The 17,694-nt window shown below is 61.4% G+C and carries 18 protein-coding genes and 1 tRNA gene; 14 read left to right on the top strand and 5 right to left on the bottom strand.

What is annotated here, in order from left to right; all coding sequences use genetic code 11:
- The first annotated feature begins 186 nt into the window (after nt 1-186).
- The 3 genes from FEM01_RS08185 (at nt 187) to FEM01_RS08175 (ending at nt 1,901) form a co-directional block, all read left to right on the top strand.
- Complete coding sequence (locus FEM01_RS08185) at nt 187-750, top strand: GNAT family N-acetyltransferase (RefSeq protein ID WP_138218926.1); 564 nt, start codon at nt 187-189, stop codon at nt 748-750.
- Between the two features lie 93 nt (nt 751-843).
- On the top strand, nt 844-1,380 hold the full coding sequence (locus FEM01_RS08180) for a hypothetical protein (protein WP_138218925.1): 537 nt from the start codon (nt 844-846) through the stop codon (nt 1,378-1,380).
- A 134-nt stretch (nt 1,381-1,514) separates the two neighbouring features.
- On the top strand, nt 1,515-1,901 hold the full coding sequence (locus FEM01_RS08175; protein ID WP_138218924.1) for a lysozyme inhibitor LprI family protein: 387 nt from the start codon (nt 1,515-1,517) through the stop codon (nt 1,899-1,901).
- A 62-nt stretch (nt 1,902-1,963) separates the two neighbouring features.
- On the opposite strand, the gene FEM01_RS08170 is transcribed toward FEM01_RS08175, so the two are convergent.
- Both FEM01_RS08170 and FEM01_RS08165 read right to left on the bottom strand, forming a co-directional pair.
- Nucleotides 1,964-2,860, bottom strand: a complete 897-nt coding sequence (locus FEM01_RS08170) for a bestrophin family protein (protein WP_138218923.1) — start codon at nt 2,858-2,860, stop codon at nt 1,964-1,966.
- Nucleotides 2,861-3,010: 150 nt separating this feature from the next.
- Entirely contained in the window at nt 3,011-3,490 is a 480-nt protein-coding gene (locus tag FEM01_RS08165; RefSeq protein ID WP_138218922.1) for a GNAT family N-acetyltransferase, read from the bottom strand.
- A 225-nt stretch (nt 3,491-3,715) separates the two neighbouring features.
- Between FEM01_RS08165 and FEM01_RS08160 the strand changes: the two genes are divergently transcribed.
- Nucleotides 3,716-4,771, top strand: a complete 1,056-nt coding sequence (locus FEM01_RS08160) for a diguanylate cyclase (protein ID WP_138218921.1) — start codon at nt 3,716-3,718, stop codon at nt 4,769-4,771.
- A gap of 12 nt (nt 4,772-4,783) precedes the next feature.
- Here FEM01_RS08160 and FEM01_RS08155 read toward each other — a convergent pair whose 3' ends face one another.
- A complete protein-coding gene (locus tag FEM01_RS08155; RefSeq protein ID WP_138218920.1) occupies nt 4,784-5,644 on the bottom strand; it encodes an AraC family transcriptional regulator in 861 nt (286 codons plus the stop codon).
- Between the two features lie 83 nt (nt 5,645-5,727).
- Between FEM01_RS08155 and FEM01_RS08150 the strand changes: the two genes are divergently transcribed.
- From FEM01_RS08150 to FEM01_RS08135, 4 genes are all read left to right on the top strand, one after another.
- Nucleotides 5,728-6,351, top strand: a complete 624-nt coding sequence (locus FEM01_RS08150; protein WP_138218919.1) for a glutathione S-transferase family protein — start codon at nt 5,728-5,730, stop codon at nt 6,349-6,351.
- A 120-nt stretch (nt 6,352-6,471) separates the two neighbouring features.
- A complete protein-coding gene (locus FEM01_RS08145) occupies nt 6,472-7,803 on the top strand; it encodes a lysine N(6)-hydroxylase/L-ornithine N(5)-oxygenase family protein (protein ID WP_138218918.1) in 1,332 nt (443 codons plus the stop codon).
- 64 nt (nt 7,804-7,867) lie between these two features.
- Entirely contained in the window at nt 7,868-9,193 is a 1,326-nt protein-coding gene (gene ectB, locus FEM01_RS08140) for a diaminobutyrate--2-oxoglutarate transaminase (protein WP_138218917.1), read from the top strand.
- Nucleotides 9,180-10,085, top strand: a complete 906-nt coding sequence (locus FEM01_RS08135) for a DMT family transporter (protein WP_138218916.1) — start codon at nt 9,180-9,182, stop codon at nt 10,083-10,085. The genes ectB and FEM01_RS08135 overlap by 14 nt, the downstream gene beginning before the upstream one ends.
- A 368-nt stretch (nt 10,086-10,453) precedes the next feature.
- Here FEM01_RS08135 and FEM01_RS08130 read toward each other — a convergent pair.
- Nucleotides 10,454-10,538, bottom strand: a tRNA-Leu gene (locus FEM01_RS08130).
- A gap of 107 nt (nt 10,539-10,645) precedes the next feature.
- Here FEM01_RS08130 and queA point away from each other — a divergent pair.
- The 6 genes from queA (at nt 10,646) to FEM01_RS08100 (ending at nt 16,720) form a co-directional block, all read left to right on the top strand.
- The gene (gene queA / locus FEM01_RS08125; RefSeq protein ID WP_138219114.1) at nt 10,646-11,695 is read left to right on the top strand and encodes a tRNA preQ1(34) S-adenosylmethionine ribosyltransferase-isomerase QueA; all 1,050 of its coding nucleotides are present in this window, start codon (nt 10,646-10,648) and stop codon (nt 11,693-11,695) included.
- 14 nt (nt 11,696-11,709) lie between these two features.
- Complete coding sequence (gene tgt / locus FEM01_RS08120) at nt 11,710-12,825, top strand: tRNA guanosine(34) transglycosylase Tgt (protein ID WP_171030928.1); 1,116 nt, start codon at nt 11,710-11,712, stop codon at nt 12,823-12,825.
- 44 nt (nt 12,826-12,869) lie between these two features.
- Entirely contained in the window at nt 12,870-13,205 is a 336-nt protein-coding gene (gene yajC / locus FEM01_RS08115; RefSeq protein ID WP_138218914.1) for a preprotein translocase subunit YajC, read from the top strand.
- A 64-nt stretch (nt 13,206-13,269) separates the two neighbouring features.
- Nucleotides 13,270-15,132, top strand: a complete 1,863-nt coding sequence (secD, locus tag FEM01_RS08110) for a protein translocase subunit SecD (protein ID WP_138218913.1) — start codon at nt 13,270-13,272, stop codon at nt 15,130-15,132.
- 10 nt (nt 15,133-15,142) lie between these two features.
- Entirely contained in the window at nt 15,143-16,051 is a 909-nt protein-coding gene (secF, locus tag FEM01_RS08105) for a protein translocase subunit SecF (RefSeq protein ID WP_138218912.1), read from the top strand.
- Nucleotides 16,052-16,171: 120 nt separating this feature from the next.
- A complete protein-coding gene (locus FEM01_RS08100) occupies nt 16,172-16,720 on the top strand; it encodes a glycine zipper 2TM domain-containing protein (protein WP_138218911.1) in 549 nt (182 codons plus the stop codon).
- 67 nt (nt 16,721-16,787) lie between these two features.
- Here FEM01_RS08100 and suhB read toward each other — a convergent pair whose 3' ends face one another.
- Nucleotides 16,788-17,606, bottom strand: coding sequence for a type III secretion system regulator SuhB (gene suhB / locus FEM01_RS08095; RefSeq protein WP_138218910.1), 819 nt, complete (start codon nt 17,604-17,606; stop codon nt 16,788-16,790).
- Nucleotides 17,607-17,694: the final 88 nt, after the last annotated feature.

Genomic DNA, 17,694 nt, shown 5'->3' with positions numbered 1-17,694 from the left:
GCCAAGCTGAGCGTCACGGCACGAGGCCGCGCTCACACAAAGACCTGATTGCGGTCGATGTGTGGGGCGGTCTTGTGCCGTTGCTCAGGTGCAAGCCGCCCATTAGCCAAAAGGCGGTAGTGGGTACCTGCGGGCAGCGGCTGACGCTAGACTGTCATCTTCCCCACATCGGACAGGAGTCCCGGCGTGCCCGACCCCCGCCGTTTCCCCAGCGATTTGTGTCTCGACAGCCCACGCTTGCAACTGCGCCCCATGCGCCATGCGGACGCGCAGCAGTGGCTGACGATCATGGCCGACCCCGAGGTCATGCGTTACTGGTACCACGCCCCCTGGCAGACCCTGGCCGAGGCTCAGAGCGCTCTGGCCGCCGACCGCGAAGCCTATGCCAGTGGCCAGTTGCTCAAGCTAGGCATGTACCGCCGCGACAACGGCGAGTTGATCGGCATGGTGCAACTGTTCAATCTCGACGAGCCCTCGCGCCGTGGCGAGATTGGTTACTGCTTGGCTCGCACGGCCCAGGGCCGTGGCTACATGGACGAGGCGTTGACCTGCTTTATCGACTACCTTGCCCACACCCTGCATCTGCGCCGACTGGAGGCGGAGATCGATCCGCGCAACCAAGGCTCGGCACGCACCTTGGAGCGCCAGGGTTTCGTGCTCGAAGGCACCCTGCGGGCACGCTGGTGCGTGGCGGGTGAGTTATCCGACTCAGGGTTGTACGGGTTGCTGCTGGAGCCACCGGTCGTCTGAGGCCGGTGACAGGCGTCAGCGCCCGTGGGTTTGGAGGTCGCGTAAAGGGTGGGTTATGGTCGCAGCATGTTCCGCTCGATCAGGTCCGTAGCCTTGCTTGCTTTTTATCTGACGTTCAGCCTGTTGCTGTACCTGCTGAGCCTGTGTTTCGACGCGGCGCTGATGGGGGCTTGGCATATGCCGGCCTTGCAGATGCTGTTGTATGGCCCGTGGGGCATCGCCTTTGGCTTGTACCAATGGTTCGCCAACCCGCTGCTGGCCCTTGGCATCCTGGCCCATCGGCGGTTCCGCTGGCTGGCGTTGATGTGTGGGTTGCTGGCGTTGTACCTGGCGTTTTCCAGCCTAGGCATCGAGCGCTTGCCCGACAGCCAAAGCTACGCGTTCCAGGATGTCACCGGGTTCGGTGCCGGCTTCTACCTGTGGCTGGGCTCGATCCTGGTGTTCTGCGCAGGGCAGGGGTGGTGGTGCTGGAAGGCCCGACGGGCGGCGGACGTACCGGGCTGGCGCTGGTTCGACGTGGCGCTGATGGCGGCGTTGGGGGTGGCCTTCTACGCCGGCACGCAAATGCCTGCGTTGCGCTTCGACCCGCACAAGGTCGTGATGCCTCCGGCGCAACGGCAGGTGCTGTGATCGGGTTTTGTCGTTGACGCGCTCCGCCTGGGCGCTGACAGAATCTTCCACTATGTCGTGTCGTCCGTTTCCATGGGCTTGATGTTGTGCCGGCTGTTAGTCTGGCCTGCGTTTCCCTCTGCAAAGGAGCAACCATGCGCCTACGTTCGCTGCTCGCCGGCAGTGCCGTGCTGGCCCTCGCCACGGCCCACGCCGATGACTATTCCTCGCGCTATACCCAGTGCATGGACAATGCCTCCAGCACTGCGGCAATGGGGGCCTGCATCCAGGCCGAGACCCAGTTGCAGGACGCACGCTTGAACCGCGTCTATGCGCAATTGATGGCCAAGCTTGCCGGGTCCCAACAAAAAGCCCTGCGTGAGGTGCAGCGCAGCTGGATCAGCTATCGCGACGGCAATTGCGCCTTTCATGGCCATTTGAGCGATGGCAGCGTTCGCCGCATCGAGGGCGCCGTGTGCCTCATGGACATGACCAAGGACCGCGCCGCGGAGCTTGAGCGTGTGCTCAGCCCTGGGCAGTAGTACCAGGCATCGCGTCTTGCGTGACGGACTGCGCCAGCGCTATGGGCGGGCCTGATGGCCGCTCATCGGCCTTTGACCAGGTTGCCACACTGCGCCTCGCGCTGCATCGACTCCAGGTTGCGCTCAATGGTCTCGCAGATGCTGTCCATCGGGATCTGGTGTTCGCTGAAGCGAAATGGGCTCTGCAGGTCCGTGCCGATCCGCTCGATCGCCAGCAACATGAAGCCTACTACGGTGGAGGCCAGCGGCGTGAACCACTCCAACGACTCCACCAGCCCCACCGGCACGATCAGGCAGAACAGTGTGATGAACAGCCGTGGAAAGTACACATAGGGGTAGGGCAGCGGTGTGTTGGCGATACGCTCCATGCCGCCCTGGGCGTTGGACAAATCCACCAGTGTCGATTCCAGCCGCGCCAGGCGAATGCTGTCCAGCCGCCCGGCGTGGTATTCGCGTGCCAGCAACGCCGCTGAGCCACTGAGGATATCGTTGGCGAAATTGTTGGAGCGGTTACGCCGCTCGAACTCGTCCGGCGGGATGAACGCCATGAGTTCGTCCGGGCACTTTTCGTGCTTCAGGTGCGCCGCCAGGCAGTTCACATAGGCGATATGCCGACGCAGCAAGGTGGCCTTGACCGGGTTCAGCCCGTCGTCAGTATCGTCGACCAGTGTGAGTACCTGCCGCGCGAAGCTGCGCGAACTGTTCACCAACGCCCCCCAAAGTGTGCGCGCCTCCCACCAGCGGTTGTAGGCGCTGCTGTTGCGAAAGCTCACCAGCACCACCAGCGCCGAGCCGAGCAGGGTGAGCGGGATCAGCGGCAGGCTGAATTTGCTGTTGAAGAACAGCATGAAGTCGATGGTGACCAGCACGTCCCAGATCAGCAGCCAGAAAAGTGACCAGCCGATGTAGCCGATGGTTTTGTGGACCAGGCGCAGCTTTTGCAGAAGTAGGGCTTTCACGTGATGTGAACCTCGAAGCATCGATGTGCTTCGGACGCCGCGCGTCAGCTAAGGTTCGGTGTGGCTGGTCGAGGAGTGTTTCAAGGTTTTCGCCTGTGTCTGGCGAAAAAAGCTCACGGCGTCCGGTGCGTTTTCCAGGTCGCGTCCGTCTCAGTCGAGGCACAGCTTCATCTGGACCAACGCGACCCGACGACCATCCGGTGCCTGACGCTCTTCTATCGCGAACGGCTGGAAACCGAGCTGTGGATAAAGCAGCAGCCCGGCGGTGTTATGGTTGAAACACGACACCCAAACCTCCCGCGCCGCGAACTCGTCGCGGGCCAGCGCAATCATGCTGTGTACCAGGTAGCGCGCCACCCCGCGGCCGCGTGCGGCCGAGGCCACCACCACATTACCCAAGGCGCACACGCCTGCGTGCTCAGCCTTGTAGAAATTGGCAAAACCCAGGATCACGCCCTCACCTTCCACCACCGTCGAGCCGCTGCGCTGTGCGATCGCCGCGCTCAGTTGTGCCGGTGTCAGGGGGTAAGTGGCCTTGGGAAACATGTAAAACAACTCATCCGGGCCTTGTGGGAAGCAGCAGATGGTCGGGATGTCGGCCGTGCGGGCGGGGCGATAGGTTAGCTGCATGCGTTCTTCGTCCTTGAACAGTGAGGTTCAGCTTAGCCGCACAAGGGCCGGTTGCGGCACTCTACGAAAACGTTAGTTGTTTGGTTCATGTTTTTCGTCAGGACGGTTTGTCAGGGCGATTTTACTGGTGGCAGAATGCCGTATCGCCGAACCGCAGCGCACCTACTGGCCCTGTCGCCTGTCCGGTGCTTCTCCAAGGACCGTTTTCCCTTTCGGTGACCCGCGATGAACCAGCGCAGGGGCAGTGGCCTCTCATTCGCCAGACGCATGTACCCGCCCCGGGCCATTGGCACCGGGCTCGGCTTTTTCTGCGTGCTGATCGGCCTCTGGCCGCAGCAGCCGCCGTGGTGGGTGTGGGCGCTGTTGCTGGCCCACGGCTTTGTGTGGCCGCATGCGGCTTTCCTGATCGCTCGCAGGTCGGCTCAACCGTTCAAGGCTGAACAGCGCAACCTGATCTTCGATGGTTTCGCCGGTGGTTGCTGGGCCGGTGCCATGGGCCTGAACCCGCTGCCGAGCGTGATCATCCTGTCGATGATCGCGATGGACAAGATCGCTGCTGGCGGCTGGCACATGCTGTTCAAGACTCTGGCAGCGCAAGCGCTCGGCATCGTGCTGGCGTTGTGGCTAGGCGCAGCGCCACTGTTTCCCGATACAACCCAGGCGCAGATGCTGGCCTGCTTGCCGATCTTGTTCATCTACCCGATGGCCATCGGTCTGATCTGCTATCAGGTGACGGTGCAGTTGGGCCAGCACAAGCGCGCACTGGCGCGGCTCAGCCAGACCGACAGCCTGACCGGCTTGATGAACCACGGCACCTGCAAGGAACTGCTGCTCAAGGCGTTTCAGCGTAACGGCAGCGGCGATGGAGCAGATTGCCTGGCGCTGATCGATATCGACCATTTCAAGCACATCAATGACCGGCATGGCCATTTGGTGGGGGACGAAATCCTGCGCACGTTGAGCGCGATGCTGCCGGCCTATCTGCGCAAGAGCGACCCGTTGGCGCGGTATGGCGGGGATGAGTTCTGCGTGCTCTTGCCGCAGACCACCACCGCGCAGGCCAGGGTGATTCTGGAGCGGTTGCGCGAGGCGGTGCAAGGACAGCGGTTTGCGGCCTTGCCGCAGTTGCGCCTGAGCCTGAGCATCGGCGTGGCGGCGTGTGGGGCGCATCTGGACAGTGCCGATGCCTGGCTACACGAGGCAGACATGGCGTTGTACCAGGCCAAGAGCGCGGGGCGTAACCGGGTGGTGGTGGCCGGGGCTGTCGGTAGCGTGGCGTGATTGGCAAAAGCCTCAGGTGGAGGTGCGCAAACCGCTGCTGTTGCGAAAACTCCCAGGCGTCATGCCCACTACTTTCTTGAACGCTCGCGCCATATGGCTTTGATCGAAGAAGCCACTGGTACAGGCCGCCTCTGCCAGGCTGGCACCAGCACGCAGCAGCTTCTGAACATGTGCGATGCGCTTTTGAATCTGATAGCTGTGCGGCGACACACCCACGTGCTTCTTGAACACGCGAATCAGGTACAGCGGCTCAAGGTCGACCAATTGAGCCAAGGCCTCCAGGGGGATGTCCTGGTCGAACTCGTCTTCGAGCTTGTGTTTGATCCGTTTGACCGCCTGTTTCTCGGAGGGCCGGGCTGACAGAACGGGGGCGCCGCTGCGTTCGAAAACCTGGCACACCAGCTCCAGCAGGATGGATTCGCGCTGCAAGCCCGGTGGCGTTTGTTCGATCAGTTGGTGCAGTTGCAGGAAGGTTTGGGCAAAGCCCGGATTGCAGCTGAGCGCCTCTTGAAACAGGTGGATGTGATCGCTGACCACCCGCCCCTGGAACACCGCTCGGTTAACCCAGTCGGGATCCAGGTAGAGCATCCGGTACATCCAGCCATTGTCGTGGCCGGGCAAGCCGTCATGTATTTCGCCTGGGGTGATGGTGACCACACTGCCAACCCCACCCAAGGCATAGCCGCCGCGGTAGTAGAGTTTTTCCACCCCGCCGCTGATTACCCCAATGGCATAGCGGTCGTGTGAGTGCCGACCGAACGACTGGGTGGTGTAGCGCGCTGACAAGAGTTCGCAGTTGCCTTCGGGAATACGCCAGAAGTGCACGAAGTCCTTACCCTTGGGCGGGGTTTTTAGGCCGTCTGTCTTTTCCATGACCTGTCCAGTTTTGTGCAATACGGCTGAAAAAAGCGGCCATAAAGTTAGCACCTATTTCACAAAAAGCGCTAGGAAAGGATATGACGGACAAACTGGTTATCGGGGACTTCAACAAGTCCTCCTGGTCGCTGCGTGCGTGGCTGGTAATGGTGACGGCGGACGCTGTATTCGACACGGTTCAGGTCAAGTTGGAGCAGCCCGATACACCCCAGCAGATTGGCCAGTACTCACCTTCGGGCAAAGTCCCGGCGCTACTGCTGGGTAACGTCGTGATCAACGACAGCCTGGCCATCAGCGAGTACATCGCCGAAACCCACCCCAATGCCAACCTGTGGCCACAGGATGCCCAGCTTCGTGCGCTGGCGCGCGCCGCCGCTGCGGAAATGCACGCTGGCTTCACCCACCTGCGCACGCAGATGTCGTTCGGCCTGGGTACTGGCGACGATGCTGGCCCGTTGACCGAGGACACCCAGGCAGAAATCGCCAGGATCTTCGACATCTGGGGTGGCCTGCGCGCAGCCAGCAAGTCCAGCACGTTCCTCTGCGGCCAATTCGGCATCGTGGACGCGATGTACGCCCCTGTGGTGTTCCGCTTGCGCCGTTATGGCATCAGCGTGCCGGCGCAGCTGCAAAGTTATGTGGACCAGGTACTGGCTTACGGCCCGGTTCAGCAGTGGCTGAAAAAAGCAGCGGCCGAAGTTTGAAGCGCAACGCGAATAAACGAAGCAGACCTCAAAAAAATTAGAAATTGCGGCAAATGGAAAAGCGCGGGGCACTTTTCTGTTTGCCGGTTATGGCGTTATCTGTCCAACAGGGAAGGGAACATGAGCATCCGTAGTGTGAGTGCTGCTGATCAGCACGTTTATGATGTGATCGGTATCGGTTTCGGGCCGGCCAATATTGCGTTGGCCATTGCGCTTGAAGAATTGGGCTTTAGCGGCAGCCGTCTGTTCCTGGAGCGTCAGGACGGTACCCGTTGGCAGCCGGAAATGATGCTGGCAGGCAGTGATATCCAGAACCATCCGAGTCGCGACCTCGTTACCCCGCGTAACCCGCGGAGCCGCTACACCTTCACCAACTTCCTGTTCGAGAACAACCGCCTGTTCGAGCATCTGAACCTGGGGCTCGAGTTCCCGCTGCGTAGCGAGTTCGCGGAATACGTGCGCTGGGTCGCTGGGTTCTTTTCCCGTGAAGTGGCCTACAACCAGACCGTGGTTGCGGTCAGCTACGATCCGGCCAGCAGCCTGTATCGCATTGTCACCGAGGCCGGCAGTCAGTTCCTTGCACGCGCCCTGGTGGTGGCCCCTGGGCGCACACCGGTGATCCCGGCAGCGTTCGCCGACTGCGCACCAGAGCGGGTCTTCCACCTCACGCAATACCTCACGCGGCTTGCGCAACTGGATGCGCAGGGCGAGTTGAAACGCGTGGCAGTGGTGGGCGGCAGCCAGAGTGCAATCGAGATTATCCTGCACCTGCGCCACCGTTACCCGGCACTTGAGATCATCAATATCCAGCGCGGCTATGGCTTCCGTCTCAAGGACACCAGCCAGTTCAGCGAGCATGTGTACTTCCCGGAATTTGTGGACCAGTACTACAACAGCTCCCCTGCCGCCAAGAAGAACATCAACCGCCACCTGCACTACACCAACTATTCGGCTGCCGACGCGGATGTGATTTCCGAGTTGTACGTGGGTATGTACGAGGACAAGTTGCAGGGCAAAGAGCGCGTGACCATCAAAAACCTCAGCGAAATCCAGGCCTGCCTGCCCACCGCCGAGGGCCATACCGTGGTTCTGCATAGCGTGCAGGAGCAAGCGGTCGAGCATATTCAAGGGCTGGATGCGATTGTCCTGGCCACCGGCTTCCGCAACCTGGGCACCGGCGCGCAGGACGAGCCGTTCCCGGCGCTTCTGCAGGGAGTTGCAGCACACCTGGAATGCAGCGCCGATGGCGTGATTCGCATCGGTCGCGACTACCGCCTGGAGCCGCGCAAAGGCCACGACATGCCCGCGCTCTACCTCAACGGGCTGTGCGAATCCTCACACGGCTATGGCGATGCCGGCTCATTCAGCCTGCTGTCGCTGCGTGCGCGCGACATTTTCAATTCGCTCAACGAGCAGTTGGGCTACGCCGGCACTGCGGAAAAAATCGCCTGAGCGACGGCGACAAAGAACGGTCATCAATATTTTGTGTGAGTAGGCGGCAATGGAAGCATCGGCAATGGATGAATTAGGCATATTTGCAAACGTAGAGTCGCAGGCACGCAGTTACTGCCGAAGCTTTCCGGTGATCTTCGATCAAGCGCGAGGCAGCCACCTGTACGACTTCAAGGGACGCTCGTACATCGACTTTCTCAGCTGTGCCGGTTCGGTCAATTACGGGCATAACCCGCCAGCCGTAAAGGCTGCGGTGATCGACTACCTGCAACGTGACGGCATTCAAGCCGCACTGGACATGCACAGTCGGGCCAAGCAGGCGTTCATCTTCAACTTCCGCAAGCTGATTCTCGAGCCGCGGGCATTGCCTTACAAGATGCAGTTCACCTCGCCCACCGGTACCAGTGTGGTCGAGTCTGCCATCAAGCTTGCGCGCAAGGTGACCGGGCGGCGCCATGTGGTGGCATTCACCAATGGCTTCCATGGCATGTCCAGTACCTCCCTTGGGTTGACCGGCAATCGTGATAATCGTCAGCCGGGCATCGACCCTTATGTGTTCCGCATGCCCTACGACGATTACCTGGAGGGTCTGGACTCGATTGCGTACTTCGAGCGCCTGCTCAACGACAACAGTTCCGGCATGGATTTGCCGGCTGCGGTGATCGTTGAAACGGTACAGGGCGAGGGCGGTATCAACGTTGCCTCCAGCCAGTGGCTGACGCGCTTGCGCGCGCTGACCGCCGAACACGCAATTCTGTTGATCATCGACGATATCCAGGCGGGCTGTGGCCGTACCGGTACGTTCTTCAGCTTCGAACCTTCTGGCATCGTCCCGGACATGGTCTGCCTGTCCAAGTCCCTCAGCGGCTACGGCCTGCCGCTTGCGCTGCTGCTGCACCGTCCAGAGCTGGATCAATGGGCGCCGGGTGAAGACAACGGCACGTTCCGCGGCAATACCGTGGCATTCGTGGCGGCGACCAAGACGTTGCAGGCGTTCTGGAGCGATGAGGGCCTGATCGAGCATATCCAGGCCACCGAGGCGCGCTTGAAAGATTGGCTGGCCGAGCTGACCGTGCGCTTCGCACAGCACATCAAGCAGGTGCGCGGGCGCGGCCTGTTCTACGGGATCGAGTTCAATGAGCCGGCAATGGCAGCCGAAGTCATGCGTGCGTGCTTCGCGCGCCGACTTATCATTGAGCGCTGCGGGCCGAAGGATCAGGTGCTCAAACTGATGCCTGCGCTGAATATCCCCGAGCAGGTGTTCCAGAACGGGTTGGATATCATTCTGGAGGCGATGCAGCAGGTCTTGGAGCACGCCACGTTCAGTACGCCGGGGCATGAGGCCGATACGCTGGAATTCATCAATGGAGTTGCCCATGTCGATCAATAACAAGCGTGCGATTGTCGAACTGACGGTCGGTGGGTTGATGCTCAGCCTCTCGGCGTTGGCCGTGGCGTTCGCCAACATCGGCGCTGGCGGTGCAGGCTTCTACCGAATGCTGTTCGCCTCGGTGCTGTTTTTCCTGTTGCTCAAGGTGCGGCGGATTCCGGTCCTGCTGAAAAGTTACCGCGCGCAACTGTACACCGGGCTGGCAGGGGTGTTCCTGGCGATCGACCTGGTGCTGTGGCACCAGAGTATCTATGTGGTAGGGCCGGGCATTGGCTCGATCCTGACCAACTGCCAGGTATTCTTCATGACCGTGTTGGGCATGTACTTGCTCAAGGAACGGCCTTCGGTTTACTTCCTGATCTCCATTACCCTCGCGTTCGTTGGGCTGTATCTGTTGCTGGTCCCGGAAATGACCAGTGCGGTCGGCATCAAAGGCGTGGTGTATGGCATATTGTCGGGCCTTGCCTACGCCATCTGCGTGTACTTCCTGAAGGTCAACACGCAGTTGCCTGACGGCGGCGGTGACAAGGTCGCGCAGATGCTCAACCTGAGTATCTGGGCTGCCCTGGTGCTGCTGGCCTACGCGGTGGTCAACGGCGAGAGCCTGGCGATCGCCGATGGCCAGACGTGGGTGATGCTGATCATCTACGGGGTGTTGGTGCAGTTCGTGGGGTGGATGCTGGTCAACCGTTCGATTGGCAGCATCAGCCTGGGCCTGGCTGGATTGATCCTGCTGCTTGAACCTGTGATCACGTATTTCATCGACGTGACCTTCCTGGGCAAGGCCAGCTCGGCGTTGCAGATGTGCGGTGCGCTGCTGACGATCTTTGCCGTGTACATCGGCTCGATCAAGCCACCGGAGAAGGTCCAGGCCTTGCCACAGGCGAACTGAGCCTAGGCTGATCTCGCGTGCTTGTGGGGCCTGTAGGCTAGTGCAGGTCAGTTAAGCCAATGGGGCCGCTTTGCGGCCCTTTCGCGGCGCAAGGCCGCTCCTACACAGTCTGCGTGAGCGCTTTGAATGCCGGCTTGCACGGTCTGGGAGTGGAATGCAGCGAAGGTTTAACTGATGGGCATTAGCCGGTAGGCCGCCTTTGGCGCGGACAGGCCTGCTCTGGCGTCGAAACGGTGTTCCCAGCAGGTGAGATGGGCCGAGTCGCACAGAAAAACGGATGCGAGGGAAGCCCCAGAAACCAGAAAGCCCGCAGTTAGCGGGCTTTTTGGGTGTTGCGTGGCCGTCATTGGACGGCTACGTACAGGTATTGGTGCCCCGAGGGAGACTCGAACTCCCACTCCTTTCGAAAACGGATTTTGAATCCGCCGCGTCTACCAATTCCGCCATCAGGGCTTGTGGCGCGCAGTATAGAGAGGCTCGTGAGGTCGGTCAATCGGCTTTCATGGTCAATTTTCATGCGTTGGGCTAAACTTCCCGGCCCTGTCGAACCGAACATCATCATGCGCGTCGCCGATTTTTCCTTCGAACTCCCAGACTCCCTCATCGCCCGCCACCCTCTGGCCGAGCGTCACGGCAGCCGCCTGCTCGTGCTCGATGGCCCCAGCGGCGAGCTTGCCCACAAGCAATTCCCCGATCTGCTCGACTACCTGCGCCCCGGCGACCTGATGGTGTTCAACAACACCCGGGTGATCCCGGCGCGGCTGTTCGGCCAGAAGGCCTCTGGCGGCAAGCTCGAAGTGCTGGTCGAACGCGTGCTCGACAGCCATCGGGTGCTGGCCCACGTGCGCGCCAGCAAGGCGCCCAAAGAGGGCACGCAGATTCTCATCGACGGTGGCGGCGAGGCCGAGATGGTCGCACGCCATGACACGTTGTTCGAGCTGCGCTTCAACGAAGAGGTGCTGGCGCTGCTGGAGCGCGTCGGCCACATGCCGTTGCCGCCCTATATCGACCGCCCCGACGAGGGCGCCGACCGCGAGCGCTACCAGACCGTCTACGCCGAGCGCGCAGGCGCCGTCGCGGCGCCGACCGCCGGCCTGCACTTCGACGAAGGGTTGCTGGCCAAGATCGCGGCCAAGGGCGTCGAGCGGGCCTTTGTCACCCTGCACGTGGGCGCTGGCACCTTCCAGCCGGTGCGGGTCGACAAGATCGAAGACCACACCATGCACAAAGAGTGGCTCGAAGTGAGCCAGGACGTGGTCGATGCGGTGCAGGCGTGCCGTGCCCGTGGCGGCAGGGTGATCGCGGTGGGCACCACCAGCGTGCGCTCGCTGGAAAGCGCGGCGCGCGATGGCGTACTCAAGGCGTTCAGCGGCGATACCGACATCTTCATCTATCCGGGGCGCCCGTTTCACGTGGTCGATTGCCTGGTCACCAACTTCCACCTGCCGGAGTCCACGCTGTTGATGCTGGTCTCGGCCTTCGCCGGTTACCCCGAGACCATGGCTGCCTACGCCGCAGCGGTCGATAACGGGTACCGCTTCTTCAGTTACGGTGATGCCATGTTCATCACCCGCAATCCGGCGCCACGCGGCCCAGAGGATCAAGCATGAGTCGCACCTGTCGAATGTCGTTCGAACTGCTGGCCACCGACGGCAAGGCCCGTCGGGGTCGGTTGACCTTCCCCCGTGGCACCGTCGAGACCCCGGCATTCATGCCGGTGGGCACCTACGGCACGGTCAAGGGCATGCTGCCGCGTGATATCGAAGCGATCGGTGCCGAGATCATCCTGGGCAACACCTTCCACCTGTGGCTGCGCCCAGGCACCGAGGTGATCAAGAAGCACAACGGCCTGCACGACTTCATGCAATGGAAAGGCCCCATCCTCACCGATTCCGGTGGTTTCCAGGTGTTCAGCCTGGGCGCCATGCGCAAGATCAAGGAAGAGGGTGTGACCTTCGCATCGCCTGTGGACGGTTCGAAAGTGTTCATGGGCCCGGAAGAGTCCATGCAGGTCCAGCGCGACCTGGGCTCGGACGTGGTGATGATTTTCGACGAGTGCACCCCGTATCCGGCCGAGCACGATGTCGCGCGCACCTCGATGGAGCTGTCGCTGCGCTGGGCCCAGCGCTCGAAGAACGCCCATGCCGACAACACCGCGGCGCTGTTCGGTATCGTCCAGGGCGGCATGTACCAGGACCTGCGCATGCGCTCGCTCGAAGGGCTGGAGAATATCGGCTTCGACGGGCTGGCCATCGGCGGCCTGTCGGTGGGCGAGCCCAAGCACGAGATGATCAAGGTGCTCGACTACCTGCCGGGGCAGATGCCCGCTGACAAACCTCGTTACCTTATGGGGGTAGGCAAGCCGGAGGATCTTGTAGAGGGTGTGCGCCGCGGCGTCGACATGTTCGACTGCGTGATGCCCACGCGCAACGCGCGCAACGGGCATCTGTTCATCGACACAGGGGTGATCAAGATCCGCAACGCGTTCCATCGTCACGATGATTCGCCGCTGGATCCGACCTGCGATTGCTATACCTGCACCAACTTCTCCCGCGCCTATCTGCATCACTTGGATAAATGCGGCGAAATGCTGAGCAGCATGCTGAATACCATCCACAACTTGCGCCATTACCAGCGCTTGATGGCCGGTTTACGCGAGGCTATTCAACAGGGTAAATTGGCCGCCTTTGTCGACGCCTTCTACGCCAAACGCGGGCTTGCCGTGCCGCCTTTGGACTGATTGTCCGCATCCATTATTAGAAAATATTGCATTAGGAGTGCCCAATGAGCTTCTTGATTCCCGCCGCCTACGCGGACGCAGCAGCCCCCGCCGCCGGCCCCGCCGGTACTGGCTTCGAGTGGATCTTCCTGGTCGGTTTCCTGGTCATCTTCTACCTGATGATCTGGCGTCCGCAGGCCAAGCGTGCCAAAGAGCAGAAGAACCTGCTCGGCAACTTGCAAAAAGGTGACGAAGTGGTCACCAACGGCGGCATCGCCGGCAAAATCGTCAAAGTCTCGGATGACTTCGTGGTTCTGGAAGTGTCGGATAACGTCGAGCTGAAGTTCCAGAAGGGTGCCATTGCGGCCACCCTGCCAAAAGGTACGCTCAAGGCTATCTGAGTTACCGGTTTCATTTTTCCAGTCGGGGCGCGCAAAGCGCCCCGCGTCTTGAACGGGCGGCGTGATGCTGAACAAATACCCTCTGTGGAAATACCTGCTGATCGTGTTGGTACTGGCGGTCGGCTTCATTTATTCCGCACCCAACCTCTATCCGGATGATCCGGCGGTGCAGATCAGCGGCGCAAGTTCTGCCCTGCATGTCAGCCAGGCAGACCTCGATCGCGTCAGCAAGGCGCTGGCCGATGCCAACATCACCGTCAAGGGTGCGAGCCTGGGCGAGAAGGGCAGCGGTTTGATCCGCCTGAACCGCCAGGAAGACCAACTGCCTGCCAAGGATGTGGTGCGCAGGGCGCTGGGCGATGATTACGTCGTAGCCCTGAACCTGGCCCAGACCACGCCGCAGTGGTTGCGTAACCTGGGTGCCAGCCCAATGAAGCTGGGCCTGGACCTGTCCGGTGGCGTGCACTTCCTGCTGGAAGTGGACATGGACAAGGCCATGACGGCCCGCATGAAAGTCTACGAAGGCGAGGTCAAGACCTTGCTGCGCAAAGAGCGCGTCCGCTACCGCAGCCTGCCTCAGCAGGATGGCGGCATCATGCTGGGCTTCGCCGACGATGCTACCCGCGAACAGGCGCGCAGCCTGATCCGCAAGAATTTCAATGATTTCGACCTGACCACCACCGAGCGCAACGAGCTTGCGGTGCTGCGCCTGGCGTTGACCCAGGCCAAGGTCGCCGAGATTCGCGAATACTCGATCAAGCAGAACCTCACCACCGTTCGCAACCGTGTGAACGAGCTGGGTGTGGCTGAGCCGCTGGTACAGCGCCAAGGCGCCAACCGTATCGTGGTCGAGCTGCCGGGCGTGCAGGACACGGCCGAAGCCAAGCGTATTCTCGGCAAGACCGCCAACCTCGAGTTCCGCTTCGGTGCCGAGCCTGGCGCTTCGAAAGCGACTTCCGAGGTGTTCGAGTTCCGTGAAGGTGGCCGTTCCGCTGCGGTCGAGCGCGGTCTGATCATCACTGGTGACCAGGTCACCGACGCCCAGGCCAGCTTCGACGAGCACGGTCGCCCGCAGGTGAACATCCGCCTCGACGGTCACGGCGGCGAGCTCATGAGCCGCGCTACTCGCAGCAACGTCGGTCGCAGCATGGCGGTGATCTTCATCGAGCAGAAGCCGATCACCCGCTACGTCAAGCAGACTGTCGATGGCGTCGAGAAAGACGTTGCCGTGCAGAGCTTCCAGGAAGAGAAGAAGATCATCAGCCTGGCGACCATCCAGTCGCCGCTGGGCAGCCAGTTCCGCATCACCGGCCTGAACGGCCAGGGCGAATCGTCCGAGCTGGCGCTGCTGCTGCGTGCCGGTGGCCTGGCCGCGCCGATGTACTTCGCCGAAGAGCGCACCATCGGCCCTAGCCTGGGTGCCGACAACATCACCAAGGGTATCGACGCGTCCCTGTGGGGCATGCTCTTCGTGTCGCTGTTCATTATCGCCATCTACCGCGGCTTCGGCGTGATCGCCACGGTCGCCCTGGCGGGTAACATGGTGCTGCTGCTGGCGCTGATGTCGCTGCTCGGCGCGACCCTGACGTTGCCGGGTATTGCCGGTATCGTGTTGACCATGGGTATGGCGGTGGATGCCAACGTGCTGATCTTCTCGCGTATCCGCGAGGAGCTCAAAGCTGGCATGTCGGTGCAGCGCGCCATTCACGAAGGTTTCAACCGCGCCTACACCGCGATCATCGACGCCAACCTGACCAGCCTGCTGGTGGGCGGTATCCTGTTCGCCATGGGTACCGGCCCGGTCAAGGGCTTCGCGGTCACTATGTCCCTCGGGATTTTCACCTCGATGTTCACTGCCGTCATGGTGACCCGTGCCATGGTCAACCTGACCTGTGGCGGGCGTGACATCAAGAAGCTGTGGGTTTGAGGGAGCTGCGATGAAAACCATCAATTTCATGGGCGTGCGCAATGTCGCGTTCGCCATTACCGTGCTCCTCACCGTGCTGGCGCTGTTCAGCTGGTGGCAGAAGGGCCTGAACTTCGGCCTGGACTTCACGGGCGGTACGCTGATCGAGCTGACCTACGAGCGCCCTGCGGATCTGGAAAAGGTCCGTACCGAGCTGGTTGGCTCGGGCTTCCATGAGGCCGTGGTGCAGAGCTTCGGCGCCACCACCGACCTGCTGGTGCGCATGCCGGGCGATGATCCACAGTTGGGTAACAAGGTCGCGACCGCTTTGCAGGCGGCAGGCGGCGACAACCCGGCCACCGTCAAGCGCGTCGAGTTCGTCGGCCCGCAGGTGGGTGAAGAGCTGCGCGACCAGGGCGGCATGGGCATGCTGCTGGCGTTGGGCGGCATCCTTATCTACCTGGCCTTCCGCTTCCAGTGGAAGTTCGCCGTGGGCGCGATCATCTCGCTGATCCACGACGTGGTGGTGACCCTTGGTATCCTGTCGTTCTTCCAGATCACCTTCGACCTGACGGTGCTGGCGGCGGTGCTGGCGATCATCGGCTACTCGCTCAACGACACCATCGTGGTGTTCGACCGGGTGCGTGAAAACTTCCGTGTGATGCGCAAGGCTTCGCTGATCGAGAACATCAACGTCTCGACCACCCAGACCCTGCTGCGCACCATCGCCACGTCGGTTTCGACCCTGTTGGCAATCGCCGCGTTGCTGTTCTTCGGTGGCGACAACCTGTTCGGTTTCTCCCTGGCGCTGTTCATCGGCGTGATGGCCGGTACCTACTCGTCGATCTACATCGCCAACGTGGTGCTGATCTGGCTGAACCTGAACAGCGAAGACCTGATCCCACCGGCCAAGACCGAGGGTGCGGACGACCGTCCGTAAGGTTCCTGTTACGCCGCTGGGCGTAAAGAAAGGCGCGAGTGTGAACTCGCGCCTTTTTTTTTACTCCAAGGCTGGGAATAAGGCGGGCTGGAACCCGCAAGGAAGATCAGGAGGTTTCACGTGAATAAATCAATGCTGGTGGGTGCGGTTCTGGGTGCTGTCGGTGTCACCGCCGGAGGTGCTGTGGCGACCTACAGCTTGGTGAACAAGGGGCCTGAATATGCCCAGGTCACCGACGTGCAGCCGATCAAGCAACAGGTCAAGACGCCGCGCGAAGTGTGCAAGGACGTCGCGGTGACCCGTCAGGCGCCGGTCAAGGACCAGCACCAGATCGCAGGCACCGTGGTCGGTGCGCTGGCCGGTGGCCTGCTGGGTAATCAGATCGGTGGGGGTACTGGCAAGAAGATCGCCACCGTGGCAGGCGCCGTAGGCGGTGGTTATGCGGGCAACAAGGCCCAGGAGTACATGCAGGAGCGCGATACCTACACCACCACGCAGACGCGCTGCAACACGGTCAACGATGTCAGTGAGAAGGTGGTGGGCTACAACGTCACCTATTCCATTGGTGATCAGGTGGGCAAGGTGAAGATGGATCACGAGCCGGGCTCGACTATCCCGCTGGACAAGAACGGCAAACTGATTCTTGGGCAGAATCAGGCGGGGCAGTGATCGCCGCGCTGCGGCTGTGAGGTACAAAAAAAGCACCCCGAGGGGTGCTTTTTTGTACCTGAGGCAATCAGCGCTTCAGGTGTTCGGGCAGGTGCGGCTGGATGGCGATCAGCACGCCCTTGAAGCATTTGGTGCCGCCGGCGACGATGTGGCCCTTCTCGAGGAATTCGTGGCCACCTTTGAAGTCGCTGACTCGGCCACCGGCTTCTTGGATCAGCAATACGCCAGCAGCCATGTCCCATTCGGACAGGCCCGACTCCCAGAAGGCATCGAAGCGGCCAGCGGCCACGTACGCCAGATCCAGGGCGGCGGAACCGGCGCGACGGATGCCTGCGGTCTGGCCGGTCAGGGCGCGGAGCATGCCCAGGTAGTTGTCCAGGTCGGCCATTTGGTTATCGCGGAACGGGAAGCCGGTGCCCAGCAGGGCGCCGTCAAGGCTGTTGCGCGCGCTGCAGCGAATGCGGCGGCCATTGAGCTGGGCGCCACGGCCACGGCTGGCGGTGAATTCTTCTTGGCGGACCGGGTCGACGATCACGGCATGCTCAAGGCGGCCGCGATACTTACAGGCGATGCTCACGGCGAAGTGAGGAACGCCACGCAGGAAGTTGGTGGTGCCGTCCAGCGGATCGATGATCCACAGGTAATCCTTGCCTTCTTCACCGGTACCGGCATGCAGGCCGGTCTCTTCACCCAGGATGGAGTGGTTCGGATAGGCCTTGCGCAGGGCATTGACGATGGTCTGCTCGGCAGCGCGATCCACCTCGGACACGTAGTCCTTGGCTTCTTTTTCGTCGACTTTGATGGTGTCCAGGCGTTCGATGGAGCGGAAAATCAGTTCACTGGCGCTGCGAGCGGCGCGCAGGGCGATATTCAGCATAGGCTGCATGGGCGTTTCACCTGGGATGTTAAAGAGGAAAGCCGCCTAGTCTATCAGAAATCTGCCTCGGCAGAAGGGTGACATGCGCATTCGTGGC

Source organism: Pseudomonas mosselii, assembly GCF_005796105.1.
In the GTDB taxonomy this organism is placed as follows: domain Bacteria; phylum Pseudomonadota; class Gammaproteobacteria; order Pseudomonadales; family Pseudomonadaceae; genus Aquipseudomonas; species Aquipseudomonas mosselii_C.
The sequence above is the reverse complement of the archived record's forward strand: the minus strand, read 5'-3'. Positions and strand labels throughout refer to the sequence as shown.